This is a genomic window from Mesorhizobium sp. M7A.F.Ce.TU.012.03.2.1 (assembly GCF_004006095.1).
GTDB lineage: Bacteria > Pseudomonadota > Alphaproteobacteria > Rhizobiales > Rhizobiaceae > Mesorhizobium.
Genome location: NZ_CP034779.1, coordinates 1,625,260 through 1,649,152 on the forward strand (window position 1 = coordinate 1,625,260; position 23,893 = coordinate 1,649,152).

The 23,893-nt window shown below is 63.7% G+C and carries 25 protein-coding genes; 12 read left to right on the forward strand and 13 right to left on the reverse strand.

Annotated elements, in window-relative coordinates; translation table 11 throughout:
* Positions 1–46: 46 nt before the first annotated feature.
* On the reverse strand, positions 47–691 hold the full coding sequence (locus EJ079_RS07870; protein ID WP_127268358.1) for an arylesterase: 645 nt from the start codon (positions 689–691) through the stop codon (positions 47–49).
* 85 nt (positions 692–776) lie between these two features.
* On the opposite strand from EJ079_RS07870, the gene EJ079_RS07875 reads away from it, so the two are divergent.
* From EJ079_RS07875 to EJ079_RS07890, 4 genes are all read left to right on the forward strand, one after another.
* The gene (locus tag EJ079_RS07875; RefSeq protein WP_127396961.1) at positions 777–1,472 is read left to right on the forward strand and encodes an ABC transporter ATP-binding protein; all 696 of its coding nucleotides are present in this window, start codon (positions 777–779) and stop codon (positions 1,470–1,472) included.
* A complete protein-coding gene (locus EJ079_RS07880; protein WP_127808684.1) occupies positions 1,472–4,021 on the forward strand; it encodes an ABC transporter permease in 2,550 nt (849 codons plus the stop codon). Before EJ079_RS07875 ends, EJ079_RS07880 begins: the two co-directional genes overlap by 1 nt.
* A gap of 228 nt (positions 4,022–4,249) precedes the next feature.
* The gene (locus EJ079_RS07885) at positions 4,250–5,029 is read left to right on the forward strand and encodes a Bax inhibitor-1/YccA family protein (protein ID WP_127271172.1); all 780 of its coding nucleotides are present in this window, start codon (positions 4,250–4,252) and stop codon (positions 5,027–5,029) included.
* Between the two features lie 106 nt (positions 5,030–5,135).
* Positions 5,136–5,708 (forward strand): GNAT family N-acetyltransferase, encoded by a 573-nt coding sequence (locus EJ079_RS07890; RefSeq protein ID WP_127808685.1) that lies wholly within the window; start codon positions 5,136–5,138, stop codon positions 5,706–5,708.
* 100 nt (positions 5,709–5,808) lie between these two features.
* On the opposite strand, the gene EJ079_RS07895 is transcribed toward EJ079_RS07890, so the two are convergent.
* On the reverse strand, positions 5,809–6,195 hold the full coding sequence (locus EJ079_RS07895; RefSeq protein WP_127269004.1) for a DUF2794 domain-containing protein: 387 nt from the start codon (positions 6,193–6,195) through the stop codon (positions 5,809–5,811).
* Between the two features lie 606 nt (positions 6,196–6,801).
* Entirely contained in the window at positions 6,802–7,602 is an 801-nt protein-coding gene (locus EJ079_RS07900; protein ID WP_127269003.1) for a thioredoxin family protein, read from the reverse strand.
* 172 nt (positions 7,603–7,774) lie between these two features.
* Between EJ079_RS07900 and EJ079_RS07905 the strand changes: the two genes are divergently transcribed.
* Positions 7,775–8,461 carry a ceramidase domain-containing protein gene (locus EJ079_RS07905; RefSeq protein WP_127808686.1) on the forward strand — a complete coding sequence of 229 codons (687 nt, stop codon included), beginning with the start codon at positions 7,775–7,777 and terminating at the stop codon, positions 8,459–8,461.
* Between the two features lie 88 nt (positions 8,462–8,549).
* On the opposite strand, the gene acnA is transcribed toward EJ079_RS07905, so the two are convergent.
* On the reverse strand, positions 8,550–11,240 hold the full coding sequence (gene acnA / locus EJ079_RS07910) for an aconitate hydratase AcnA (RefSeq protein ID WP_127808687.1): 2,691 nt from the start codon (positions 11,238–11,240) through the stop codon (positions 8,550–8,552).
* A gap of 280 nt (positions 11,241–11,520) precedes the next feature.
* On the opposite strand from acnA, the gene ccmA reads away from it, so the two are divergent.
* The 4 genes from ccmA (at position 11,521) to EJ079_RS07930 (ending at position 13,705) form a co-directional block, all read left to right on the forward strand.
* Complete coding sequence (gene ccmA / locus EJ079_RS07915; RefSeq protein ID WP_127808688.1) at positions 11,521–12,144, forward strand: heme ABC exporter ATP-binding protein CcmA; 624 nt, start codon at positions 11,521–11,523, stop codon at positions 12,142–12,144.
* Positions 12,145–12,169: 25 nt separating this feature from the next.
* Positions 12,170–12,835, forward strand: coding sequence for a heme exporter protein CcmB (ccmB, locus tag EJ079_RS07920; RefSeq protein ID WP_127808689.1), 666 nt, complete (start codon positions 12,170–12,172; stop codon positions 12,833–12,835).
* 124 nt (positions 12,836–12,959) lie between these two features.
* Positions 12,960–13,127 (forward strand): heme exporter protein CcmD, encoded by a 168-nt coding sequence (ccmD, locus tag EJ079_RS07925; RefSeq protein WP_127268184.1) that lies wholly within the window; start codon positions 12,960–12,962, stop codon positions 13,125–13,127.
* Entirely contained in the window at positions 13,124–13,705 is a 582-nt protein-coding gene (locus tag EJ079_RS07930; protein ID WP_127808690.1) for a DsbE family thiol:disulfide interchange protein, read from the forward strand. Before ccmD ends, EJ079_RS07930 begins: the two co-directional genes overlap by 4 nt.
* A gap of 181 nt (positions 13,706–13,886) precedes the next feature.
* Here the strand turns inward: EJ079_RS07930 and EJ079_RS07935 are convergent, their stop codons facing one another.
* On the reverse strand, positions 13,887–14,054 hold the full coding sequence (locus EJ079_RS07935; protein ID WP_013528833.1) for a hypothetical protein: 168 nt from the start codon (positions 14,052–14,054) through the stop codon (positions 13,887–13,889).
* Positions 14,055–14,317: 263 nt separating this feature from the next.
* Here EJ079_RS07935 and EJ079_RS07940 point away from each other — a divergent pair, with 263 nt between their 5' ends.
* Entirely contained in the window at positions 14,318–15,238 is a 921-nt protein-coding gene (locus EJ079_RS07940) for an SMP-30/gluconolactonase/LRE family protein (protein WP_127268186.1), read from the forward strand.
* Between the two features lie 92 nt (positions 15,239–15,330).
* A complete protein-coding gene (locus tag EJ079_RS07945) occupies positions 15,331–15,537 on the forward strand; it encodes a 4-oxalocrotonate tautomerase family protein (RefSeq protein WP_023811297.1) in 207 nt (68 codons plus the stop codon).
* A gap of 25 nt (positions 15,538–15,562) precedes the next feature.
* Here the strand turns inward: EJ079_RS07945 and EJ079_RS07950 are convergent, their stop codons facing one another.
* The 8 genes from EJ079_RS07950 to EJ079_RS07985 form a co-directional block, all read right to left on the reverse strand.
* Complete coding sequence (locus EJ079_RS07950; protein WP_127808691.1) at positions 15,563–16,093, reverse strand: NADPH-dependent FMN reductase; 531 nt, start codon at positions 16,091–16,093, stop codon at positions 15,563–15,565.
* A 40-nt stretch (positions 16,094–16,133) separates the two neighbouring features.
* Positions 16,134–16,754: a pyridoxamine 5'-phosphate oxidase family protein gene (locus EJ079_RS07955; protein WP_023811295.1), complete on the reverse strand. Its 621-nt coding sequence runs from the start codon at positions 16,752–16,754 to the stop codon at positions 16,134–16,136.
* Positions 16,755–16,805: 51 nt separating this feature from the next.
* Complete coding sequence (locus EJ079_RS07960) at positions 16,806–17,480, reverse strand: septation protein A (RefSeq protein WP_127808692.1); 675 nt, start codon at positions 17,478–17,480, stop codon at positions 16,806–16,808.
* Positions 17,481–17,541: 61 nt separating this feature from the next.
* On the reverse strand, positions 17,542–19,491 hold the full coding sequence (ftsY, locus tag EJ079_RS07965) for a signal recognition particle-docking protein FtsY (protein ID WP_127808693.1): 1,950 nt from the start codon (positions 19,489–19,491) through the stop codon (positions 17,542–17,544).
* 11 nt (positions 19,492–19,502) lie between these two features.
* Positions 19,503–20,816: a tRNA (N(6)-L-threonylcarbamoyladenosine(37)-C(2))-methylthiotransferase MtaB gene (gene mtaB, locus EJ079_RS07970; RefSeq protein WP_127808694.1), complete on the reverse strand. Its 1,314-nt coding sequence runs from the start codon at positions 20,814–20,816 to the stop codon at positions 19,503–19,505.
* Positions 20,816–21,700: a diaminopimelate epimerase gene (gene dapF, locus EJ079_RS07975; protein ID WP_127808695.1), complete on the reverse strand. Its 885-nt coding sequence runs from the start codon at positions 21,698–21,700 to the stop codon at positions 20,816–20,818. The genes mtaB and dapF overlap by 1 nt, the downstream gene beginning before the upstream one ends.
* A gap of 96 nt (positions 21,701–21,796) precedes the next feature.
* Positions 21,797–21,958 carry a DUF1328 family protein gene (locus EJ079_RS07980; RefSeq protein WP_013528842.1) on the reverse strand — a complete coding sequence of 54 codons (162 nt, stop codon included), beginning with the start codon at positions 21,956–21,958 and terminating at the stop codon, positions 21,797–21,799.
* A gap of 82 nt (positions 21,959–22,040) precedes the next feature.
* The gene (locus tag EJ079_RS07985) at positions 22,041–23,060 is read right to left on the reverse strand and encodes an MBL fold metallo-hydrolase (RefSeq protein WP_127808696.1); all 1,020 of its coding nucleotides are present in this window, start codon (positions 23,058–23,060) and stop codon (positions 22,041–22,043) included.
* 261 nt (positions 23,061–23,321) lie between these two features.
* Here EJ079_RS07985 and EJ079_RS07990 point away from each other — a divergent pair, with 261 nt between their 5' ends.
* A complete protein-coding gene (locus EJ079_RS07990) occupies positions 23,322–23,861 on the forward strand; it encodes a protease inhibitor Inh/omp19 family protein (protein ID WP_023811288.1) in 540 nt (179 codons plus the stop codon).
* Positions 23,862–23,893: the final 32 nt, after the last annotated feature.

A 23,893-nucleotide genomic window follows, 5' to 3' on the forward strand; every position in this document is an offset into this window, starting at 1 on the left:
CACAGTCCCTGTTAAAAGCCCCCTGCGCGGAAACAGTTCCAATCCGTTAGGAATCGCCCGGCACTGCCGCGATCACCTTCTCGACCGTCGGCAGGATGCGTTCGACTATCTGGTCGACGCCTTCAACGCTCGGATGCAGGCCGTCCTCGAGTTGCATGCCGGGCTGGCCGGCGACGCCGTCGAGAAAGAACGGGTAGAGCACGACGTCGTATTTCTTCGCCAGGTCCGGAAAAATGGCGTCGAACGCATTCTGGTAGTCGGGGCCGAGATTGGGTGCGGCACGCATGCCGGCCAGAAGCACGGCAATCTTGCGCTGCTTCAGCTTGCTCAGCATCTCGTCGAGGTTCTTCCTGGTGATGTCGGGCGAAACGCCGCGCAGCATGTCGTTGGCGCCGAGTTCGAGGATGACCAGTTGCGTGCCGTCGGGCACCGACCAGTCGAGCCGCGCCAGGCCACCGCTCGTCGTGTCGCCGGAAACGCCGGCATTGGCGACGCTCACATCATGGCCTTTGGCGCGAAGGGCGGCCTGCAGCCTGTCGGTAAAGCCCTGGTCAGGCCCAAGGCCATAGCCCGCCGTCAGGCTGTCGCCGAAGCCGACGATTTTGAACGGCTCGGCACGCGCTGACGGCATGGCGCCGCAAATGGCGAGGAAAACCATGAGGCCTGCGGCAATACTGCGTTTGAAAGACATGCGGCAGGCCCCATATGAGCTAGGAATTCTTCAGTCGATGGCTTCCGGCAAGCAGAGCCTTCCCAGATTATAGGACGATTTCATTTTGACAGAAGCCGTCGTCGCGCTGAAAGATGTATTCCTGACCCTTGGCGAGGGCGCTTCATCGGTCCATGTGCTGAAGGGTGTCAGCCTTGATGTGGCGACCGGCGAGGCGACCGGCATCGTCGGGCCTTCGGGTTCCGGCAAGTCGACATTGCTGATGGTCCTGGCAGGCCTGGAAAGGGTCGATTCGGGTACGGTCCGAATCGCTGGTGAGTTGCTCAACGGCAAAAGCGAGGACCAGATTGCTTCGTTTCGAGGCCGAAACATTGGCATCGTGTTCCAGTCCTTTCATCTCATTCCCAACATGACGGCGCTCGAAAATGTCGCGGTGCCGCTGGAACTGGCCGGCCATGCCGATCCGTTTTCGGTGGCGGCGCGCGAGCTGGCGGCGGTTGGCCTCAGCGACCGCGTCACCCACTATCCCGGCGAATTGTCGGGCGGCGAGCAGCAGCGCGTGGCGATCGCCCGCGCATTGGCGCCATCGCCGCGCATCTTGATCGCCGACGAGCCGACCGGCAATCTCGACCAGGCGACCGGGCGGCAGGTCGCCGACCTCCTGTTTGCCAAAGCGGCCGAGCGCGGCATGACGCTGGTGCTGGTGACCCATGATCCGGCGCTCGCGGCACGCTGTTCGCGCCAGGTATCGATGCGCTCGGGCCGGATCGAGGCGCCGGCGCCTGTCAAGGTGACGGCCTGATGCCGCTGTCCCGGACGTTGAGGCTCGCGGTCCGCTTCTCGTTGCGCGAGATGCGCGGCGGCCTGTCCGGCTTCCTGATCTTTCTCGCCTGCATCGCGCTCGGCGTCGCGGCCATCGGCGGCGTCAACTCGGTGGCGCGTTCGATCACCGCCGGTGTCGCCAATCAGGGCCAGACGCTGCTGGGCGGCGACCTTCGCTTCGAGATCAACCAGCGTGACGCCAGCCAGGCGGAGCGCAGCTTCCTTGACGGGCTCGGCACAGTTTCCCGGACCGCCAGCATGCGTTCGATGGCGCGTCTGGCCGACGGATCCGACCAGGCGCTGGTCGAGGCCAAGGCGGTCGACCATGCCTATCCTCTCTATGGCACGCTGGAGACCGAGCCGGCACTCTCGAAACAGGAACTGTTCGGCGAAGAGTTCGGCGTCTTCGGTGCGGCGGCACCCGACCTTCTGTTCGAGCGGCTGCACGTCAAGATCGGCGACCGGCTGAAGCTTGGTACCGCCACTTTCGAACTGCGCGCCAGGCTGGTCGCCGAACCGGACGCCGTGTCCGACGGTTTCGGCTTCGCGCCAAGGCTGATGATCTCGACGGACGGGCTGGCGGCCACTGGACTGATCCAGCCGGGCAGCCTGGTCGAGAATGCCTACAAGATCCGCCTACCGGCAGACGCCGACGAGGCGCGACTGAAGGGCATCCAGGACCAGGCGGCCACGGATTTCCCCGAAGCAGGCTGGTCGATCCGCACACGCAGCAACGCGGCGCCCGCGCTGTCGTCCAACATTGAACGTTTCTCTCAGTTCCTGACCCTGGTCGGGCTGACGGCGCTGGTGGTCGGCGGTGTGGGCGTCGCCAATGCGGTGCGCGCCTATCTCGACGGCAAGCGCGGCGTGATCGCCACCTTCAAGAGCCTGGGCGCTTCGGGCGGCTTCGTCTTTGCCGTCTATCTGGTGCAGATCCTGATCATTGCCGCATTGGGTATCGTGCTGGGCCTTGTGCTCGGCGCGCTGATGCCGTTCGCAGCGAGTGCGGCCTTGCAATCCGTCATTCCGGTGCCGGCCGCAGGCGGCTTCTATCCCGGCGCGCTCGGCATGGCGGCGCTGTTCGGCCTGCTGGTGACGTTGGCTTTCGCGCTGCTGCCGCTCGGCCGCGCCCGCGATGTGCCGGCAGCCGCGCTGTTTCGCGAGATGGGGCTGGAAGGCCGCGGCTTGCCGCGCCCCGCCTATGTCGCGGCGGCCATAGGCATCGCGCTGTTGCTGGCGGCGCTGGCCATTCTGTTTTCCGGCGACCAGCGCATCGCCTCGATCTTTGTCGGCGCTACCGTCTTCGCCTTCCTAGTGCTGCGCGTGGTCGGCGCACTGGTGCAATGGGCGGCCAGGAAGAGCCCGCGCGTGCGCTTCGTGGCGCTCAGGCTCGCTATCGGCAACATCCATCGGCCAGGCGCGCTGACGCCATCGGTGGTGCTGTCCTTGGGGCTCGGCCTGACGCTGCTGGTGACGCTGGCGCTAATCGACGGCAATCTCAGGCGGCAGATCTCCGGCAGCCTGCCGGAACGGGCGCCGAACTTCTTCTTCGTCGACATCCAGAGCGCCGATGTCGCGTCTTTCTCGGCGCTGATCGGCAAGGAGGCGCCGCAGGGTGTGCTGGCCAAGGTGCCGATGCTGCGCGGCCGGGTGATGGCGCTGAACGGTATCGATGTCGACAAGGTGAAGGTGCCGGCGGAAGGCGCCTGGGTGCTGAGGGGCGACCGCGGCCTGACCTATGACACCCGGCAGCCGGAGAACGCGACGTTGACCGAGGGCAGTTGGTGGCCCGAAAATTACAGCGGCGAGCCGCTGGTTTCGTTTTCGGCGCAGGAAGGCAAGGAGATCGGGCTGAAGCTCGGCGATACCATCACCGTCAACGTGCTGGGACGCAATGTCACCGCCAGGATCGCCAATTTCCGCCAGGTCGAGTGGGAGACGATGGGCATCAATTTCGTCATGGTGTTCTCGCCCAACACATTCGCGGGCGCCCCGCATGGCTGGATGGCGACGCTGACCGAAAAGAGTACCTCGACGGCCGACGACGCCCGCATCCTCAACGCCGTCACCCGCGCCTTCCCGGCGGTGACGACGGTGCGGGTCAAGGACGCGCTCGATGTCGTCAACCGGCTGGTCGGACAGCTCGGCACGGCGATCCGGGCGGCCGCCGGCGTGGCACTGATCGCCTCGGTGTTGGTGCTGGCCGGCGCGCTCGCCGCCGGCAACCGGGCGCGCATCCATGATGCGGTGGTGCTGAAGACGCTGGGAGCGACACGCACGACGCTGATATCGGCCTTCTCGCTCGAATATATGCTGATCGGGCTGGCAACCGCCATCTTCGCGCTGGCGGCGGGCAGTGCGGCGGCCTGGTTCGTCGTCGCGCGCATCATGACATTGCCGTCGCATTTCATGCCCGAGGTGGCAGTGGCGACCATTCTGTTTTCGCTGGTGATCACGGTCGGCATTGGTCTTGCCGGCACCTGGCGGGTGCTCGGCCACAAGGCAGCGCCGGTGCTGCGCAATTTGTGACGACAGGCCCGGAAATGGGCATGCTGGATTAAATCTTGGTAAGAAAGCCCTCCGAAAAGCCGAGGAATCGGCACTTCGCCCTCTCACGAACCGTTACATCCGGTTACGGACTTGTTCTTGACGCGAATAACCATCATATTTCGCCACAGGCATGCTGGAGCCCTGCCAGCGGCGCCTGGGTCCGGAAGGACCTGACACCCGACGGGGCAGAAGCAATAGAGGACTACAATGGCTGATCCCATTCGCAACTACCAGACGCGCGCCGTGCCCGGCGTCAGCGTCGGTGCCGACATCGATCAGGGCCTGCGCGCCTATATGATCAGGGTCTACAATCTGATGGGGCTTGGCCTCCTCATCACTGGTCTTGCCGCGATCGGCACGATCATGCTGGCCACCACCACCGATCCGGCTTCGGCTGTCGCGACGCTGCCAAGCGGCGAGATGCTGACCTCCTTCGGCTACGCGATCTTCGGCTCGCCGCTGCGCTGGGTGGTGATGCTGGCGCCGCTGGCTGCCGTGCTGTTCCTGTCGTTCCGCGTTCAGTCGATGAGCGTTTCGGCGGCGCAGACGACGTTCTGGGTCTATGCTGGTCTCGTCGGCCTGTCGCTGTCTTCGATCTTCCTGGTCTACACCACGGCCAGCATCTCACAGACCTTCTTCGCCACGGCCGCCGCCTTCGGTGCGCTGTCGCTGTTCGGCTACACCACCAAGCGCGACCTGACGGCGATGGGCTCGTTCCTGATCATGGGCGTGTTCGGCATCATCATCGCGTCGGTGATCAATATCTTCCTGCAGTCGTCGGCGCTGTCCTTTGCCGTGTCGGCGATCGGCGTGCTGGTCTTCGCGGGCCTGACCGCCTATGACACGCAGAAGATCAAGGAGATGTATTTCGAGGGCGACACTTCCGACGTCGCCGGCCGCAAGGCGATCATGGGCGCTCTGACGCTCTATCTCGACTTCATCAACCTGTTCATGTTCCTGCTGCAGTTCATGGGCGACCGCCGCTAAAGCGGCATTGGACCATCAACTTCCGGAAGGGCGGCCCAACGGCCGCCCTTTTCTTTTGTCTTGGCCTTTGCTGTTATTGCGAGCAGAGAAACGGCATGCATAAACAATGAGCAATATTGCGATCCGGCCTGCCACGGTGGCCGACCTCGACAGCGTCACGGACATCTATGCCGATGCGGTGACCCAAGGCACGGCGAGCTATGAGCTGGAGCCGCCGAGCCGTGCGGAGATGGGTGTTCGATTCGACAGCCTGACGGCCGGCGGCTTACCTTACCTGGTGGCGGAGAAGGACGGCACCGTTCTCGGCTACGCCTATGCCGGCGCCTTCCGGCCACGCCCGGCCTATCGCTTCATCGTCGAGGATTCGGTCTATGTCGCGCCCGAGGCCAAGGGCCAGGGCGTCGGGCTCAAGCTGATGCAAAGCCTGATCGAGGCAGTGACGACGGCGGGCTTTCGCCAGATCATCGCGGTGATCGGCGATGGTCGTCCCGACAGCGCCTCGGTGCGGTTGCACGAAAAGCTCGGCTTTCGCCATTCGGGACGCCTTGAAGGTTCCGGCTACAAGCATGGGCGCTGGCTGGACACGGTGTTCATGCAGCTGTCGCTGAATGGCGGTGCGACGCTGCCGCCCGATCCCGAATCGCTGCCGGAGCGGAAGTTTCGCCTTAGGGGGAACTGAAGAATTGAAGAATTGAAGAATTGAAGAACGGGCGCCGAGTGCCTTTTCATCAATTCATCAATTCTCCAGCTCTTCAATTCCCCTGCTCTAATTCCCCAGCTCAGGCTTCGACCAGCTTCAGCTTGCTGTCGAACACACCAAGCACGCGGCCAAGTTCCTGACCACGCTTCAAGATGCGGCCGCCGGCGGCGATGACGGCAAAAGCGCCCTGCTTGCGGGCCAGTTTCGGATCCTTGACGATCTGGAACAGCGGCACTTCGCTGGTGCGGCGGAATACGGAAAACACAGCGCGATCGGCAAGATGATCGATGGCGTAGTCGCGCCATTCATTGGCGGCGACCATGCGTCCGTAGAGCCTGAGGATCTGGTCCAGCTCGCGGCGGTCGAACCGCACCGGCTGATCGAGACGTTCGCGTCGCGCCTCGTGCAGCGGGATCAATATCGCGGATGCATCCCCATCCCCCGTCCCGCCGCTGTCATCGGTCATGCCTCGATCCTTCAAAATGAATCTTTGCCAACCAAAGTTGGCGTGTTCGCGACTGAATTGCAAGCCCAGCGAACCGAGCCCCGCGCCGCGCTGTTTCCGTTACGTCCAGTCACTTTTATGAAACGCCGTGTTGGAATTGGTGATGTTCCGCCACATTTCTGCCTTTTTTTATCCGCGCTCATGCCCCAATGTCCGACGAATTTACCGGTGTTGCCTGAGACGGTTCGGTCCGGCACCGGCTCGTAAACCCCAAGCCCCCCGCCCACGGGTCTGCGTCGGATCGAACCAACCTCGGTTCTTCTTCGGAAGAATCGGGTGCGACGATCCCAAAACCTAAATGACCGACGTCAGAAGCAAGCTGACGTCGGTTTTTTATTGGGTGAGAAGCGGTTCGCGCAGCGAACGAAAAGCCAATTGCTTGGCTTTTCGAGCTTCGAACGCCCTGAGCCTGCGAAGGGCCGGGCGTGGTTAGTCGATCCACCCTGCCGGGTCCGCGCTGCTTCGCAGCGTCCCGGCGTTCGCCGGCCTTCATCGTGCCACCGGCACGATGAATTCGCCTTCGACGAACCGGCTGCTCGCCCCACAAGGGGAGAAGGAAAGAAGGCCTTAAGGCTTGTGGATGAACGCGGCGCCGAGAATGGGACCGGGCATGCCGTCCTTGCCGACCGACTGCAGCAGCACGGCGCAGCCGCCCTTTTTGGCAATCTCGCTCATCGGCAGTTCGTAGCGTTGTGCCTTGCCATGCCACATGCCGGCGGTCTGTATCCCGGTGACGGCGTTCCAGTAGGTCATCTTGCGGCCGGTGTTCTCGCCCTCGCCGACCTTGACCGTCTGCGGCGGGTCGAAATAGACGATGACGACATGGGCGTCGCTGGGGCCGTTGCCGGCATCGCCAGCGTCGATCGTCACACGGTCGCTGGTGCGGCTGACCTTGACGGCGACGCGCATGCCTTCGCCGCTCTTGGCCATGCGGGCGAGCGCGCCATCGACCTCGCCGCGGCTGGCGCCGTTGACGTGGACACGGCCATTGATAACGGCCTGCGGCGTATAGACGGAGCGGCTGCCGAAGGCGCGCATGTAGTCGTATTGCCGCTCGGTGTTCTCCTTGCGGCCCAGCGTATCCTGCCAGCCGAGATAGTCCCAATAGTCGACGTGATAGGCGAGCGCGACGATATCTTCCTTGGCGGCAAGTTCGGAGAACAGCGTATCGGCCGGCGGGCAGGAACTGCAGCCCTGGCTGGTGAACAGTTCGACCACGCCCAATGGCCTGTCGATCTGGGGCCTGTCGATCTGGACCCGGTCGGCATGGGCGCGATCGGATTCGCCGGCATGCCCGGCGCCGGCAGACGCCGAGAAGGCCAGCGCAAGAGCTGCCAGCCACAATGATTTTCGCGAGGCCATGGCCATTCCGATTCCCGCCGGTGGTGCCGGCTTTATCTTGATTGCTAAAATATGTGGCAGAAGCGGAAGTCAACGGGAAGTCACGTTGCGGTGAAATTTTGCCATTGCAGCCGACCGCAACCCCGCAATAGGAAGGATCTGCGCTTCAGGATAGAAACCGATTCGGGCGGCAATCACGATGTGGCAAACGTTTTTGGCGCCAGTCGACCTCTATTGCGAGCGAACCGGCCCGGAATTCTGGTCCGAACCGGTAAACGCCCTGACCAACCTCGCCTTCATCGCCGCCGGCCTGTGGGGCGTGCGCGAGGTACGAAGGCTGGGCACCGGCGCCTTCGCCGAGGTGCTGGCCTGGTGGGTGGTGGCGATCGGCATCGGTTCGACGATCTTCCACACCTTTGCCACCAAGGGCACGGTCTGGGCCGACGTGCTGCCGATCGCCGGCTTCACGCTGGCCTACACGCTGTTCAATTTACGACGCTTCCTCGGCATGCGATGGGGCAAGGCCATTGCCATCTTCATCGCCTTCTATGTGCTTGCCGGGGCGATAACCCTGGCCGTGCCGGACTGGCTGCGCCAGGCGTCGAACGGTACGACGGGCTATCTGCCGCCGTTCCTGGCGCTCGCCTTCTTCGGTGTCTGGGTGACGGTAAGCGGCAATCGCGCCGGCTGGTATAATCTGGCGGGATCGGCGATCTTCGTCGTGTCCGTCATCTGCCGGATGATCGACCCGGTGATCTGCGGCAGCTTTCCGCTCGGAACGCACTTCCTCTGGCACATCCTCAACGGCGTGATGCTCGGCGTGCTTTTGGCGGCAGCGTCGCGGTTTGGGAAGCCTAAGGTAGGCAGTAGGGCAGTAGGGCAGTAGGGCAGTAGGGCAGTAGGGCAGTAGGGCAGTAGGGCAGTAGGGCAGTAGGGTGCTCTATTCCCTACTCCCTTACTGCCCTATTCCCTTACTAAGCCGCCAGATCGCGCAGCACGTATTGCAGGATGCCGCCGTTCTTGAAGTAATCGAGCTCATCCAGCGTATCGATGCGGCAGATGATCGGCACGTTCTTCACCGTGCCGTCGCCATAGGTGACCTTGGCGATCATCGTCTGGCGCGGTTTGATGGTGCTCAAGCCGTCGATCTCGACCAGCTCGTCTCCCTTGAGGTTGAGCGATGCCCATGAGGTGCCTTCCTCGAAGACGAAGGGAATGACGCCCATGCCGACCAGGTTCGAGCGATGGATGCGCTCGAAGGACTGGGCGATGACCGCGCGGACACCAAGGAGATTGGTTCCCTTGGCCGCCCAGTCGCGCGACGAGCCGTTGCCGTATTCGACGCCGGCGAAGACAACCAGCGGCACGCCTTCCCTTTTGTATTCCATCGCCGCGTCGTAGATCGATTCCTCTTCCTTGGACGGGTAGTGGATGGTGTAGCCGCCCTCGCGACCGTTCTCGCCCAGCATGTGGTTGCGGATGCGGATGTTGGCGAAGGTGCCGCGCATCATCACCTCGTGATTGCCGCGCCGCGTGCCGTACTGGTTGAAGTCGGCGACGCCGACGCCGTGGTCGGTGAGGTATTTGCCGGCCGGTGAGGCCGCCTTGATCGATCCGGCCGGCGAAATGTGGTCGGTGGTTATCTTGTCGCCGAACAGGCCGAGCACGCGGGCGCCCTTGATGTCGCCGATCTTGCCGAAACCTGACGTCATGCCGGCGAAATAGGGCGGGTTCTGCACATAGGTCGAGTTGTCGTCCCACGCATAGGTCTGGCCTTCCGGCGCCTTGACGTTCTGCCAGTACTCGTCGCCCTTGAAGACGTCGGCATATTTGCGGGCGAACAGCTCGCGGGTGACGTTCTTCTCGATGAACTCCTGGATCTCGGCCGAGCTCGGCCAGATATCCTTGAGGTAGACCGGCTCGCCGTTCTTGTCCTCGCCAAGCGGCTCGGTGGTCAGGTCCTTTGTGACGGTGCCGGCCAGCGCGTGTGCCACGACCAGCGGCGGCGACGCCAGATAGTTGGCCTGCACGTCGGGCGAGACGCGGCCTTCGAAGTTGCGGTTGCCGGACAAGACCGCGGCAGCGATCAGGCCCTTGTCGTTGATGGTCTTCGAGATCGGCGCCGGCAGCGGGCCGGAATTGCCGATGCAGGTGGTGCAGCCGAAGCCGACCAGGTTGAAGCCGATCTGATCGAGTTCCTTCTGCAGGCCGGATTTCTCCAGATACTCGGCCACCACCTGGCTGCCCGGCGCCAGCGAGGTCTTCACCCACGGCTTCTGCTTCAAACCGAGGCGGTTGGCGTTGCGGGCCAGGAGGCCGGCGCCGATCAGCACGCTCGGGTTCGAGGTGTTGGTGCACGAAGTGATGGCGGCAATGACGACATCGCCATGGCCGAGATCATGGTCGGTGCCTTCGACTGCGTAGCGCTTGGAGATCTCGGCGGCCTTCTTGTATTCGGTCTCCATCGCCTTGGCGAAACCTTCCGGAATGCCTTCCAGGGCGACGCGGCCTTCGGGCCGCTTGGGTCCGGCCATCGACGGCACGACGGAGCCAAGTTCCAGCTCGAGCAGATCGGTGAACACAGGATCGGTCGAGCCGGTCTCGCGCCACATTCCTTGAGCCTTGGCATAGGCCTCGACCAGCGCGATGCGGTCCTCGCTGCGGCCGGACATTGTGAGGTAGCGGATGGTTTCCGAGTCGACCGGGAAGAAGCCGCAGGTGGCGCCATATTCGGGCGCCATGTTGCCGATGGTGGCGCGGTCGGCCAGCGTCATGTTGGAGAGGCCGGGGCCGAAGAACTCGACGAACTTGCCGACGACGCCCTTCTTGCGCAGCATCTGGGTGACGGTGAGCACGAGGTCGGTGGCGGTGACGCCTTCTTTGAGCTTGCCGGTGAGGCGGAAGCCGATCACCTCAGGCAGAAGCATGGAGACAGGCTGGCCGAGCATGGCCGCCTCGGCCTCGATGCCGCCGACGCCCCAGCCGAGCACGCCAAGGCCGTTGATCATGGTGGTGTGCGAATCGGTGCCGACGCAGGTGTCGGGATAGGCCGTCGTTTCGCCGTCCTCGGTGTTGGTCCACACCACCTGGCCGAGATATTCGAGGTTGACCTGATGGCAGATGCCGGTGCCCGGCGGCACGACGCGGAAGTTGCGGAACGCCTGCTGGCCCCATTTCAGGAATTTGTAGCGCTCCTCGTTGCGCTCATATTCCAGCTCGACATTGCGGGCGAAGGCCATCGGGCTGCCGAATTCGTCGACGATGACGGAATGGTCGATGACGAGGTCGACTGGCACCAGCGGGTTGATCTTCTGCGGATCGCCGCCGAGCGAGGCCATGGCGTCGCGCATCGCGGCAAGGTCGACCACGGCCGGAACGCCGGTGAAATCCTGCATCAGCACGCGGGCCGGGCGATAGGCGATCTCGACGCCGGCGGTGCCCTTGTCGGTCAGCCAGCCGGCCACCGCCTGGATCGATTCCTTGGTGACGGAGCGGCCGTCTTCGTTGCGCAGCAGGTTTTCCAGCAGCACCTTCATCGAATAGGGCAGCTGCGAGATGCCGGTGAGACCGTTCTTCTCGGCCTCGATGAGGTCGAAATAGGCATACTCCGCGCCGCCTGCGGTCAGCGTGCGGCGGCAATTGAAACTGTCGAGGGATTTTGACACGTGCGATCCTTGTCTGTTCAGCCTGAAAGGGAACGGACGCCGATGGCATGCAATCACGCGCAAAGGTGCGGGTACGGCCATTTCCGCTGTCCGTTCCCAAGCAACCCGAGCCGTTCAAGGCGGCGCGTGCGCTGGTTCGGCGCTAATTCTGTTCCCGTGCCGACCGCTGGCACGGATGCACCGCATATAGAGAATTTTCTGGAATAGTTCTAGACAGTTGGAAAGCAAATTTGTGCGATGCGGCAGCGGCCGCGACACATGGTTTCAGGGCAGGCGAGGAATGCGGCTGATCGCCGAAAATCTGGGCGGCGAGCGAGGCGGCGACGCGGTGTTTTCCGGCATCGGCTTTGTTCTGGAGGAGCGCCAGGCGCTCATCGTCACCGGGCCGAACGGATCGGGCAAGTCGACCCTGCTGCGGGTCATCGCCGGGCTGCTGCCGGCGGCGCAAGGCAGCGTAAGGATCGAGGGTGCCATGGAGATTGAAGACGGGGACGAAGCGTTCCCGTCTGTTGCCTCGGCCTGTCACTACCTTGGCCACCAGAACGCAATGAAGCCGGCGCTCAGCGTGGCGGAGAATTTGCGCTTCTGGCGCGACTTCAACGGCGACGGACAGCTCGGCGTCGAAGAGGCGCTGGAAACGGTCGGGCTCGGCGGCATCGGCCACCTGCCGTTCGGCTATCTGTCGACCGGGCAACGCCGCCGCGCGGCTATCGCGAAACTTATGGTGAGCCACCGGCCATTGTGGTTGCTGGATGAGCCGACAGCGGGGCTGGACAAGGCGTCGGAGGGACGGTTCGCGGGGTTGATGGCGAAGCATTGCGAAGGCGGAGGGATGATTGTCGCGGCGACGCATTTGCCGCTGGGGATCGAGGGGACGGAGTTGAGGATCGGGGGAACTGGTTGATGATGGCGCGCGAGCATCTCAAATCATGCTAGCCCTCTTCCTGCGCGACATCCGCCTCAACATCCGTGCGGGCGGCGGGGCGCTGACCGGGGTCATCTTCTTCCTCGCCGTCATCGCCACCATCCCGTTCGGAGTAGGGCCAGACCTGAAGCTGCTGGCCCGCATCGGACCGGCCATCCTGTGGATCGGCGCGCTGCTGTCCTGCCTGCTCGGGCTCGACCGGTTGTTCCAGGCCGATCGCGAGGATGGCTCGCTCGATCTCCTGGTGCTCGGAAACGACCGCCACATGCTGGCCTTGACGGTGCTGGTGAAATGCCTGGCGCATTGGGCGGGCAGCGTGCTGCCGCTGGTGGTCGCCGCGCCCCTGCTCGGGCTGTTCATGAACATGGAGCCGCTCGGCATCGGCGCCACGGCGCTGACGCTGCTGGTCGGCACCCCGGCAATCACGTTCATCGGCGCCGCCGGTGCTGCGGTGGCAGTGGCGCTGCCGCGTGGCGGGCTGCTGATCTCGGTACTGGTGCTGCCGCTGACCATTCCGGTGCTGATCTTCGGTGTTTCGGCGAGCTATGGGGCGACCGCCAATCCCGATCCGTTTCTGCAGCCCTTCCTCATTCTTGCCGCGCTGACCTTGTTTCTTAGCGTGCTGGGTCCGGTCTCGGCGGCACTGGCGCTGCGTCATGGCACGGAGTGACGCAGCGTATGACTGCGGCGCGGCGACCGATTGCGAAGCCGACGGAGCGAGGCTAAGGGAAAGGCATGTCTAGACTGGGCGACATGATCGGCTTGGAAGCCCCCACTTCAGCGAGGCCCGTCGCATGAGCGCGCATGCACTCTACGTGACCGCCGCCTATGGCATTACGGCCGTGGTGCTGGCCGGATTGATCGGCTGGATCCTGCTCGACCAGCGGGCGCGCAAGCGCGAACTCGCCGAACTGGAGGCATCCGGCGTGCGGCGGCGCTCCGACAAGGCCGCAAAGCCATGAGCACCGAAACGGAAACGTCGCCCCCACGCACTCGTCGCCTGTTCGTGCTGTTGCCGCTGCTGATCTTTCTCGGCCTGGCCGGACTGTTCCTGTCGCAGCTGCTGTCGGGGCGCGATGCTTCGGAAGTGCCATCGGCCCTGATCGGCCTGCCTGCGCCGCAAACCAGCCTGCCTGCGCTGGAGGGGTCCAACCTGCCGGGGCTCGATTCGAAAACCTTCGCCGGCAAGGTCACATTGGTCAACGTCTTCGCGTCGTGGTGCGCGCCATGCCGCGAAGAGCACCCGGTGCTTCTGGCGCTGTCGCAGGATAAGCGTTTCACAATGGCGGCGCTGAACTACAAGGACCGGCCGGAAAATGCACGCCGGTTCCTCGGCGATCTCGGCAATCCGTTCCAGGCGATAGGGGTCGACGAAGCGGGCCGCGCGGCGATCGACTGGGGCGTCTACGGCGTGCCGGAGACCTTCGTCATCGGCAAGGACGGCAAGATCGCCTACAAGCATGTCGGCCCGCTGACGCCCGAGACGGCGAGGGATCTCTTGCTGCCACAGATCGACAAGGCGCTGGCGGTTCCGGGTTAGACGGCAGCGCTAGGCCCCCTCATCCGGCCGCTATGCGGCCACCTTCTCCCCGTGGGGGAGAAGAGGGAAGCGGCGGCGCCAGGTAGCTCCTCTCCTCTCGGGGAGAGGTCGGATTGCCCCGGAATTGCTCTCGCAATTCGGTTTGGCAATCCGGGTGAGGGGGATTCCCCTCAAGCCGGACTCAGCCGTAGATCTGCTTGTGGATCTGGTAGAGCATTTCCGAGCGGTCGGCGCGCATGTCGGCCAGATCGCGGCTGGAAAAGCTGTCGATTTCGGCGACAAGGCGGTTGTAGTGCTTGCGCTTGGCAATGCTGTTGCGAGCGCGGGTCATGAGACTGTCGAGGATCATAGCAAGGTTCCTTTTTTGGCGCCGCGTTTCGGCGGCGGTTTCTTCCTCCCTTGATCGATACGAAGCATGACATAGTAATGGTGCATTGCAAAAAGAAGATGTTGCAATGCACCATTGCGCTGGACGCATAGCCGGTTAATACGGCGCTAACGTCATGCGCAGAGCCGGCAAGCGATCTTTTGCATGACACTGTGCGTACCCACATTGCCTTCTGTCCCTCCGGCTGGCTTGATCCGGGTGTCATTGATGCCGGGAGGAAAAGCATGGCGGCCGCAGACTATTATGAAATTCTCGATCCGCGCTTCGCGCGCCTGTTTAATGGCAACGCGCAGGTCGAGAAGCTGTTCACCGGATGCCAGTGGGCGGAGGGGCCGGCCTGGTTCGCCGCCGGCCGCTATGTCGTCTGGTCCGACATCCCCAACAACCGCATGCTGCGCTATGACGAGACCGACGGCAATGTCAGCGTCTTCCGCCAGCCGTCCGGCAATTCGAACGGCAACAGCGTCGACCGGCAGGGCCGGCTGATCACCTGCGAGCATTCGGGCCGCCGTGTCAGCCGCACCGAGTTCGACGGCTCGGTCACCACGATCGCGTCCAAATGGAAGGGCAAGCGGCTGAATTCGCCCAACGACGCGGTGGTGAAATCCGACGGCTCGATCTGGTTCACCGATCCGAGCTACGGCATCGATACGGATTATGAGGGCGACAGGGCCGAGAGCGAAATCGGCGCCTGCCATGTCTACCGGGTCGATCCCGGCACCGGCGAGGTCGAAGCCGTCATCACCGACATGGTCCGGCCCAACGGCCTGGCTTTCTCGCTCGACGAGAGCAAGCTTTATGTCGTCGATACCGGCCGCACGCATGGCGCACAGAATCCGGCACATATGCGGGTGTTCAATGTCGGCAAGGGCGGCAAGAAGGTTTCGGGCGAGAAAATCTTCGCCGACTGCACGGCCGGCCTGTTCGACGGCTTCAGGCTCGACGAGGACGGCCGCATCTGGACGAGTGCCGCCGACGGCATCCATTGCTACGATCCGGACGGCACGCTGATCGGCAAGGTCAAGGTGCCGGAAGTCACCGCCAACTGCGTGTTCGGCGGCAACAAGCTGAATTGCCTCTATATCGCCGGCACCACGTCGCTCTACATGGTGCGGCTGATGGTCAACGGCGCCAAGACATACTGAGACTGGAGCACTGGCTGAGACTGGAGCACTGGCGGCCGTTCGACGGTTTCATCGAAGCGGGTCGCGCGCACGAACATCCCGGGAGGACAAAAATGCCATTCGTCAACATCCGCATCGTCAAGGAAGTGATATCAGCCGATCCGGCAGGCAAGAAGGCGGACATCGCCAAAAAGGTGACGGCGGCCATCATGGACGCCACCGGGCTGAGCAACGACGATGTCTGGGTGGTTTTTGAAGAGGTCAACGCGCGCGATTGGTACGTTGGGAAGACCGATGTGGAGACGCTGCGAAAGGGGTAGCTCGAAGATGTAGGGTGGCCGCCGCTCAACGCGAGCGGATAAACTCCGCGAAGGCATTCAGCGCGTCATGCATCGCCTGCCGGTTCGCCGGCGCCGCCAGGATGCCCGCCACCTCCGGCGGCTTCTTGCCGAGCAGGGCAATCTCCAGCACATCGTCACAAAGCGCGAACGACATGGTGCGCATGATCTCGGCCAGTGCGGCGCGGGCGAACAGCGAGCGCGGCGAGGCGTGTGCCAGCATGGCGGGCTTGGCGACAGCGGCATCGCGCGAGACCAGCCAATCGAGCGCGTTCTTCAGCCCGCCCGGCACGCCATGGGCATATTCCGGACAGGAAACGATCAGGCCGTCGGCTCGGCTGACGGCATCGATCAGCTTGGAGGCTTCGAGCGGCGTCCGCTCGCCCTCGTCGTCGGGATTGAAGATCGGCAGACAGCCAAGCCCGTCATAGACGCTGACGCGGCAGCCGGGCGGTGCGTTGCGCGCCAGTGCTGCGATCAGGGCCGAATTGGTGGAAGCCGCGCGCAGGCTTCCGGAAATGGTAAGGATGTTCAGCAAGGTATGGAATCGGTCCAGACGCGAATCGCGTCCGGAAAAGCTACCACATCGTCTTCTTGTATTCCTCGTCGAGCCAGCGATCGGTCGCCTCGGCGGAATCGGCAACCGCCAGCTGATCGCGCATGATCTGGCCGAGCGTCGGCAGCGTCGCGCGATCGTACCAGGTTTCCGGCTTCCACAAATCCGAGCGCATGAAGGCTTTTGCGCAGTGCATGTAGGCGGCCTTGACGCTGACCACGACGACGCTTTGCGGCTCCCTGCCGTCGACTGCGAGCCGTTCGCGCAAATTTGCGTCGACGGTGATGCGGGCATCGCCGTTGACGCGCAGCGTCTCGTTCATGCCGGGAATGAGGAAGAGCAGCCCGACCGAGGGATTGAGGAGGATGTTCTCCAGCGTGTCGAGCCGGTTGTTGCCGGGCCGGTCGGGAATGGCGATGGTGGTGTCGTCGAGAACGGTGGCAAAGCCCGGCTTATCGCCCTTCGGCGTCACGTCGGCGTTGCCGGCACCGTCGGACGAGCCGATCAGCACGAACGGGCTCTTGCCGATGAAGGAGCGGCAATGGCCGTCAAGTTTTTTCAACTCCTTGCGGATAGAACCGTCGGTCGGCCGTGGCGTCTTGTAGATCGTCCTCAACTGGTCGCGCGTGGTGATGAATTCCATGTCCCTCTCCCCAGAACGTTTCATTGTTTCACGAACGCAGAACCGCTGTTTCTACTTTCCGGTTCTCTCTTCTTTGCCGGCCGTGTCCTCGAGTGAATGCCGCAGGATCAGCGGCATCTGACTGAAGGTGAACAGAAGCGTGATCGGCATGATGCCCCAGACCTTGAAAGTAACCCAGGCGTCGGTGGAAAAATTGCGCCACACCACCTCATTGACGATGGCCAGGAACAGGAAGAACAGGCCCCAGCGGAAGGTCAGTTTCCGCCAGCCTTCGGCGTCGAGGCTGAAGGCTGAATCGAAGACATAGCCAAGCAGCGACTTGCCGAAGTAGAGGCCGCCGAGCAGCACGCCGCCGAACAGCGTGTTGACGATGGTCGGCTTCATCTTGATGAAGATGTCGTCCTGCAGATAGAGCGTCAGCGCGCCGAAGATGAAGACGACGACGCCCGACACCATCGGCATGATCGGCAAGGTGCGGGTGAGCAGCCACGAGGCAATCAGCGCGATTGCCGTGGCGGCCATGAACAGCCCGGTGGCGACGAAGATCGGCCCGCCGAACTCGGCCAGAACAGGGAATTTCTGCACCAGCCATCCGCTGCGCGCATTGGCGAAGAAGAACACCATCAACGGCCCAAGCTCCAGCACCAGCTTGAGCAGCGGATTGACGCCTTCCTTCTTCTGCTTCTGCGGGTCCGACGGATCGCGTTCGAGAATGGGTGGGTTCATGGAATCTCTTTCTTGCGCATGATCTGATCCAATAAGTCTGCGACTTTTTGGGACATGCTTATTAAGCTACTCCAGCGATCGCCCTGGCGAATTCGCTTGCCGAGAAAGGTTCGAGGTCGTCGACCTGTTCGCCGACGCCGATGAAATAGACCGGCAATTTGTGCTTTGCCGCAATCGCCACCAGAATACCGCCGCGTGCCGTGCCGTCCAGCTTGGTCATCACCAGGCCGTTGACGCCGGCGATATTGCGGAAGATCTCGACCTGATTGAGCGCGTTCTGGCCGGTGGTGGCGTCGACCGTCTGCAGCACGGTGTGCGGTGCTTCCGGGTCGAGTTTGCCAAGCACGCGGACGATCTTTTCGAGCTCCGCCATCAGTTCGGTCTTGTTCTGCAGGCGGCCGGCGGTGTCGATGATCAGCACGTCGGAACCGGCCTCCCTGGCCTTCTCGAAGGCGTCATAGGCGAGCCCTGCGGCATCGGCGCCGATCTTGGAGGCGATCACAGGCGATTTCGTCCGCTCGCCCCAGATCTTCAGTTGCTCGATCGCGGCGGCGCGGAAGGTGTCGCCGGCGGCGAGCATCACCGACAGGCCGCCATCGGTGAGCTTGGCGGCGAGCTTACCGATCGTGGTGGTCTTGCCGGTGCCGTTGACGCCGACCACCAGGATGACATGCGGTTTGTGGGAGAGGTCGAGCTCCAGCGGCATGGCGACGTGGGTCAACACCTTTTCCACCTCGGCCGCCATGATGGCGCGGACCTCGGTGTCGGAGACGTCCTTGCCGTAGCGGCTGGCGGCCAGCGCGTCGGTAACGCGCAAGGCCGTCTCCATGCCGAGATCGGCACGGATCAGCACATCCTCAAGGTCCTGCAAAGTCTCTTCGTCCAGCTTGCGCTTGGTGAAGACGCCGGCAATGTTGCCGGTTAGCTCCTTGGAGGAGCGGGCAAGCCCGTCCTTCATGCGCTGGAACCAGGAGCGCCTCGGCGCCGGCTCCGCCGCCTTCTGCGGCTCGGCCTTCTGCTCGACTTTTTTGGTGACGGTCACCTTGCCGGGAGCGGGCTTTGGCTCCGGCTTCGGCACGGCCTGCGGTTCGGGCGCGATCTCGGCAATGACCGGCTGCGTCTCGACCGGGGCCGGCTGGCGAATGAAAGGTGCGATTTCGGCGGCGGGCGCTTCGGCCACGAGAGCAGCCGGCATGGCTTCCACGGGTGGCGCCGAATCTTTCGCAAGTTCGTGCTGCCCCTCACCCCTACCCTCTCCCCGTGAAGGACGGAGAGAGGGGGGCGTCAGCGTTGAGGCTTCGTCTTCGATGTTTGCAAGAGGAGGCGCAGCTTCACCGCTAGCCCCCTTCTCCCCGTCTCTATACGGGGAGAAGGTGCCGGCAGGCGGATGAGGGGCTGTGCCGGCCTCTGAAGACGGCTGAAGAGGGGACGGCGCCGGTGTCGGCACCTCGATCGGCGCTGGTGTTTCTGCCGGAACCTCGACAGGGGTCGGCACTTCGACCGGGGCCGGCTCCGGCTGCTTTTCCGGCCGCGACGGGACGATCTCCGGCTCGGCCGGCGCCGGAGCAGGGACTTCTTGCGGCTGCGGTTCGGGCGTGGGTTCCGGAACGGCGGGAGGTGTTGGTATCTCCTCGGGCGCCGGCGGCTCGGCTGGCGTCTCGGGCGCTGGTTCTTCTTCCGGCTCGGGCTCCGGCAGAGGTTCTGGCTTTGAGGGAACAGCCGGCTCCGGTGCTGGCGGGATGGTTGGCTCCGGCTCGGGCGCCGGTTCCTCGACAGGCGCCGGTTGCGGCGCAGGAATTACCTCCGGCTCGACTACCGGCGCGGGCGTCGTTCCCGCCTCGGGCCGCGACTCGTCGCGCTTCAAGAACTCCGGAACGACCTGTTCGGCCGCCGGCTTCAGCGCATCGAGTGCTTCCCATTTGATCGGCGGCAGCGGGGCGGTCTCGTCGATCCGCTCCTCGACAACCTCTTTCTTGCCGAACGAAAATATCTTCTTGAAAAAACCAGCCATGCTTTGTGTTCTCAGGCGGCGCGGGCGGCAAGGGGCGCCGCGATCAGCCTGCTACCATCGTGGCCTGATATCTCAGCCCCGACGATCTCACCCGGTGCGCCCGTGCCGAGTGCGGCAAGCGTAAAACCCTCGGTGCGGCCAAGGCCGTCGCGCTCGATCAGGATCGACTGGCGCGTTCCGGTGAGCGACGACAGATGCCTGAAATAGGCAGCTTCACCGGCGGCACGCAGCCGGGCGGCGCGCTGCTTGACGACCTCGCGGCGGAGCTGCGGCATGCGCGCGGCGGGCGTGCCTTCGCGTGGGCTGAAGGGGAAGACGTGGAGATGGGTCAGGCCACACTCCTCGACAATTTTTTCCGAGTTCTCGAACATTTCGTCGGTCTCGGTCGGGAAGCCGGCGATGATGTCGGCGCCAAAGACGATACCGGGGCGCAGCTTGCGCACATCCTCGCAGAAGCGGATCGACTGATCGCGTAGGTGCCTTCGCTTCATCCGCTTCAGGATCATGTCGTCGCCCGATTGCAGCGACAGATGCAAATGCGGCATCAGCCTGGGCTCGGTGGCGATGGCATCGAGCAAATCGTCGTCAGCTTCGACCGAATCGATAGAGGACAGCCGCAGGCGCTTCACATCGGGCACCTGCCTGAGGATGGTCTTCACCAGCCTGCCAAGCTTCGGCGCGCCCGGCAGATCGGCCCCAAAACTGGTCATGTCGACGCCGGTCAGAACGATCTCGGCATAGCCGTTGCCGGCGAGCCGCTTGACCTGCTCGACCACGGCGCCCATCGGCACCGAGCGCGAATTGCCGCGGCCGTAGGGAATGATGCAAAAGGTGCAGCGGTGGTCGCAGCCGTTCTGCACCTGGACGAAAGCGCGTGCCCGGCCCTCGATGGCGTCGACCATGTGGCCTGCGGTCTCACGCACCGAAAAGATATCGTTGACGCGCGCCTTCTCGGTGTCGTTGACGCCGAAATCCGGCAGCGCGCGATAGGAATGCGCCTTCAGCTTCTCCTCATTGCCAAGCACGAGATCGACCTCGTCCATGGCGGCGAATTTTTCAGGCTCGGTCTGCGCGGCGCAGCCGGTGACGATGATGCGCGCCCGCGGGTTATCGCGGCGGGCCTTGCGGATCGCCTGCTTGGCCTGGCGCACTGCTTCGCCTGTCACGGCGCAGGTGTTGAAGATCACGGCGCCACCTTCCAGCGCGCCCAGACCGGCACTTTCAGCCTCGCGCCGCATCACCTGCGATTCATAGGTGTTGAGCCGACAGCCGAAGGTGACGACATCGATGCCCTGGGACATCGGGCTCTTGGGCAGAGCGGACATCAGGCCGCGCTTTCGGTGTCGCGGGCCCATGTCCCGTTCGACGGGTCGAAGCTGCCGGAAAATTCCCATTCGGCGGCGCCGGTCAGCACCACATGGTCATCGTCGCGCCATTCGACATGCAGCGTACCGCCGCCTGGCGTCAACAGACCGACGCTGCGGCCGGTCCGGTTGGTACGGGCCGCGGCCACCACGGCCGCACAGGAGGCCGAGCCGCAGGCCTTGGTCAGGCCGGCGCCGCGTTCCCAGGTGCGGATGACCATTGTTTCGGGCGAAGTGACCTGCGCGATGGTTATGTTGGCGCGCTCGGGGAACATCGGGTGGTTCTCGAGCAGCGGGCCGAAGCGGTCGAGCTCATAGGACCAGACGTTATTGTCGACCCAAAAGATGGCGTGCGGATTGCCCATCGAGACGACCGAGGGTGAATGCAGCACCGGCGCGTCGATCGGGCCGATCTGCAGCTCGATCATGCGGGTGTCGCGGAATTCCTCGGCCAGCGGGATATCCTGCCAGCCGAAGCGCGGCGTGCCCATATCGACCGAGATCGAACCGTCGGCATGTTCGCGCGCATTGAGGATGCCCGCCACGGTTTCGAAGGTGAAGATCTTCTGGCCGGTCTCGGCGGCGAGCGCCTGGACGACGCAGCGCATGCCATTGCCGCAGGCCTGCGCACCGGTTCCGTCGGAGTTCAATATGTCGATGAAAAAAGCGGTGCCCGGCGTCCTGGCATCGTGGATCGCCATGATCTGGTCGAAGCTGGTCGCGGCATCGGCGTTCAGCGCAATCGCCGCCGCCGCCGTCACTCGATCGGCACGGCCGCGCATATCGGCAACGATGATCTCGTTGCCGATGCCGTTCATCTTGGCGAAAGGGGCAGTGCTGGCCATTGCTCCGAAAAATTCCGTGTCCGTTTGGCGCTATATGGCGGAAACGGGCAGGAATTACCAGTGCGCAGCCGCTTGGTCACGGCGAAAGCGCCGGACTTACGTGACGGCGAAAATGCCCAGCACCACCAGCAGGAAGATGATCAGAACGATGCCGATAAGGATGCGCGCGCCGGTGGCGGCAGCACCTGCCAGCGCCGGCATGCCGAGCAGGCTCGCCGCCGCGGCGACGATCAGGAGGATGATGATCCATTTGAGCATGGCGATGCCTCGCAACCGACAGATTTTTCAACCGCATGAAAACGCTGTTGCCGCGCTGGGGTTCCGTCGAAACCGATGCGGATCAGGGCACTATGTGCTCCGGTACATTCCATACCTCGCCCGGCCGCAAGGCGCGAAAGCGCTGCCGTGGAATGCCTTGATCGTCAAGCGCCTCGGTCAATTTGCGCGCCGGCTCGTCGATCGGCTCGTCAGTGAGCTGGAAAGTTCCCCAATGACAGCCGGCGGCATGGGCGGCATTGCACAGCGTCATGCCTTGCACCGCTTCCCAGGGGTTCTGGTGCTGCGGCGCCATGAACCAGCGCGGTTCATAGGCGCCGATCGGCAGGATGGCGAAGCGGAAACCGCCATGTTTCTCGGCCATCCGCCGGTAGTTGATGCCATTGTGAAAGCCGGTGTCGCCGGCGAAATAGAGCTTGCTGTCAGGCGTTTCGACGACGAAGCCGGCCCACAGCGCCATGCGCCGGTCGCGGGCGCCACGCGCCGACCAGTGATGCACCGGCTCTACATGGACGGCGGCGCCATTGCCGATCTCGACCCTGTCGCCCCAGTCATGCGCCGACAGTCGCATGCCGGGCACGGCGGCTTCGATGATGGCGTCGTTGCCGAGCGGAGTGAGCACCAGCGGGTCGTGGCCGGCCTTCAGCCGCTTCAACGTGGCGAGGTCGAGATGGTCGTAATGGTTGTGGCTGACCAGCACGAGGTCGATCGGCGGCAGGTCGGCAAAGGCGATGCCTGGCGCATTGATGCGTTTTGGTCCGGCGAAGGAAAGCGGCGACGCGCGCAGCGACCAAACCGGATCGGTAAGAATGTTCAGACTTGCCGTCTGGACCAGCAAGGTGGAATGACCAATCATGGTCACTTCCAGCGCGGCGCCCTCGACCCTTGTCGCCGGCTTTGCCTGCGGAAAGGGGCTTGCATCGCTCGCCGGCCATTTCGAGCGCTGGCCATTCAACTGCCATTTCAGCAGGTCGGCGAAACGGCCGGGTGGCTGGCCGTCGGGATTGAAGAACAATGCGCCGTCGAAATGGTCGCTGGGCGGGCCGCTGTAATAGCGATTGGCGGCAGTCTTTCTCGCGGCCAATTGCGGCTCCAGCAGGGTTTCGTTTTCCAGACATAGGCGCTGAGGCGGTTCGCGCAAGCGTCCACCGACGAAGTGTTGACCGGAATTCCCAAGCGACGCGCGACAAACGGTCAGCCGTGGCGATTGCGATAAATTTGCAACAATTCTTGCTGCAAACTGTATTTTAACCATATCGGGTTGAAATTTCGCCACCTTCTCCATCTTGGTGGGGGTGAGATTGTGCGGACGGCTTCCCCCCAGCCGGATCCGACGGAGGTTGGAATGACTTTTTCGAAAACCGGTCTGGTGGCCGTATCGCTGGCGGCCCTCGTTGCGAGTGGCTGTTCGACCTCACGTTTTTCCTCGATGGATGACCAGCAGCCGGCACCGCTGGAGGCCGCGCCCGCCGGCAAGGTGACGGCGAACCAACTGCCGCCGCCGGCATCGCCCGGCACCACCGACCCTTCGCAATTCCCGACCGCGCCGGCGAACACCCAGGTCGCCGCGCTGCCTTCGGACGGCTCGGCGCCGGCCGGCGCTTCCGACGTGACCGCCGCCAGCGTCGCCGGTGTCTGGAACGCCAGCGTTGCGGGCCAGAGCTGCAAGGTGGCGACACCGCAGACCAAATTCGGCGCCGGCTTCCGCGCCGGGCCGCTGCATTGCCCGGCGCCGATGGACGGCATCAAGTCGTGGAACGTCGCCGGCAAACAGCTGACGCTCTATGACGAGAGCGGCGGTGCGCTGGCGCGGCTCTATTCCTCGGGCGGCTCGAAATTCGACGGCCAGACTTCCAACGGCCAGCCGATTTCACTTACGAGATAGTTTTTGTTTTACGCAATTCCGGTTCCCGGAAT

What these genes read in the sequence shown, in the direction of transcription:
- EJ079_RS07885 (WP_127271172.1), top strand. Translation starts at nt 4,250, where the DNA reads ATGGCTGATCCCATTCGCAACTACCAGACGCGCGCCGTGCCCGGCGTC.
- EJ079_RS07880 (WP_127808684.1), top strand. Translation starts at nt 1,472, where the DNA reads ATGCCGCTGTCCCGGACGTTGAGGCTCGCGGTCCGCTTCTCGTTGCGC.
- ccmB (WP_127808689.1), top strand. Translation starts at nt 12,170, where the DNA reads ATGCTAGCCCTCTTCCTGCGCGACATCCGCCTCAACATCCGTGCGGGC.
- ccmA (WP_127808688.1), top strand. Translation starts at nt 11,521, where the DNA reads ATGCGGCTGATCGCCGAAAATCTGGGCGGCGAGCGAGGCGGCGACGCG.
- EJ079_RS07890 (WP_127808685.1), top strand. Translation starts at nt 5,136, where the DNA reads ATGAGCAATATTGCGATCCGGCCTGCCACGGTGGCCGACCTCGACAGC.
- EJ079_RS07935 (WP_013528833.1), bottom strand. Translation starts at nt 14,054, where the DNA reads ATGATCCTCGACAGTCTCATGACCCGCGCTCGCAACAGCATTGCCAAG.
- EJ079_RS07930 (WP_127808690.1), top strand. Translation starts at nt 13,124, where the DNA reads ATGAGCACCGAAACGGAAACGTCGCCCCCACGCACTCGTCGCCTGTTC.
- ftsY (WP_127808693.1), bottom strand. Translation starts at nt 19,491, where the DNA reads ATGGCTGGTTTTTTCAAGAAGATATTTTCGTTCGGCAAGAAAGAGGTT.
- EJ079_RS07955 (WP_023811295.1), bottom strand. Translation starts at nt 16,754, where the DNA reads ATGGAATTCATCACCACGCGCGACCAGTTGAGGACGATCTACAAGACG.
- EJ079_RS07945 (WP_023811297.1), top strand. Translation starts at nt 15,331, where the DNA reads ATGCCATTCGTCAACATCCGCATCGTCAAGGAAGTGATATCAGCCGAT.
- ccmD (WP_127268184.1), top strand. Translation starts at nt 12,960, where the DNA reads ATGAGCGCGCATGCACTCTACGTGACCGCCGCCTATGGCATTACGGCC.
- mtaB (WP_127808694.1), bottom strand. Translation starts at nt 20,816, where the DNA reads ATGTCCGCTCTGCCCAAGAGCCCGATGTCCCAGGGCATCGATGTCGTC.
- EJ079_RS07960 (WP_127808692.1), bottom strand. Translation starts at nt 17,480, where the DNA reads ATGAACCCACCCATTCTCGAACGCGATCCGTCGGACCCGCAGAAGCAG.
- EJ079_RS07940 (WP_127268186.1), top strand. Translation starts at nt 14,318, where the DNA reads ATGGCGGCCGCAGACTATTATGAAATTCTCGATCCGCGCTTCGCGCGC.
- EJ079_RS07900 (WP_127269003.1), bottom strand. Translation starts at nt 7,602, where the DNA reads ATGGCCATGGCCTCGCGAAAATCATTGTGGCTGGCAGCTCTTGCGCTG.
- EJ079_RS07905 (WP_127808686.1), top strand. Translation starts at nt 7,775, where the DNA reads ATGTGGCAAACGTTTTTGGCGCCAGTCGACCTCTATTGCGAGCGAACC.
- dapF (WP_127808695.1), bottom strand. Translation starts at nt 21,700, where the DNA reads ATGGCCAGCACTGCCCCTTTCGCCAAGATGAACGGCATCGGCAACGAG.
- EJ079_RS07870 (WP_127268358.1), bottom strand. Translation starts at nt 691, where the DNA reads ATGTCTTTCAAACGCAGTATTGCCGCAGGCCTCATGGTTTTCCTCGCC.
- EJ079_RS07990 (WP_023811288.1), top strand. Translation starts at nt 23,322, where the DNA reads ATGACTTTTTCGAAAACCGGTCTGGTGGCCGTATCGCTGGCGGCCCTC.
- EJ079_RS07895 (WP_127269004.1), bottom strand. Translation starts at nt 6,195, where the DNA reads ATGACCGATGACAGCGGCGGGACGGGGGATGGGGATGCATCCGCGATA.
- EJ079_RS07980 (WP_013528842.1), bottom strand. Translation starts at nt 21,958, where the DNA reads ATGCTCAAATGGATCATCATCCTCCTGATCGTCGCCGCGGCGGCGAGC.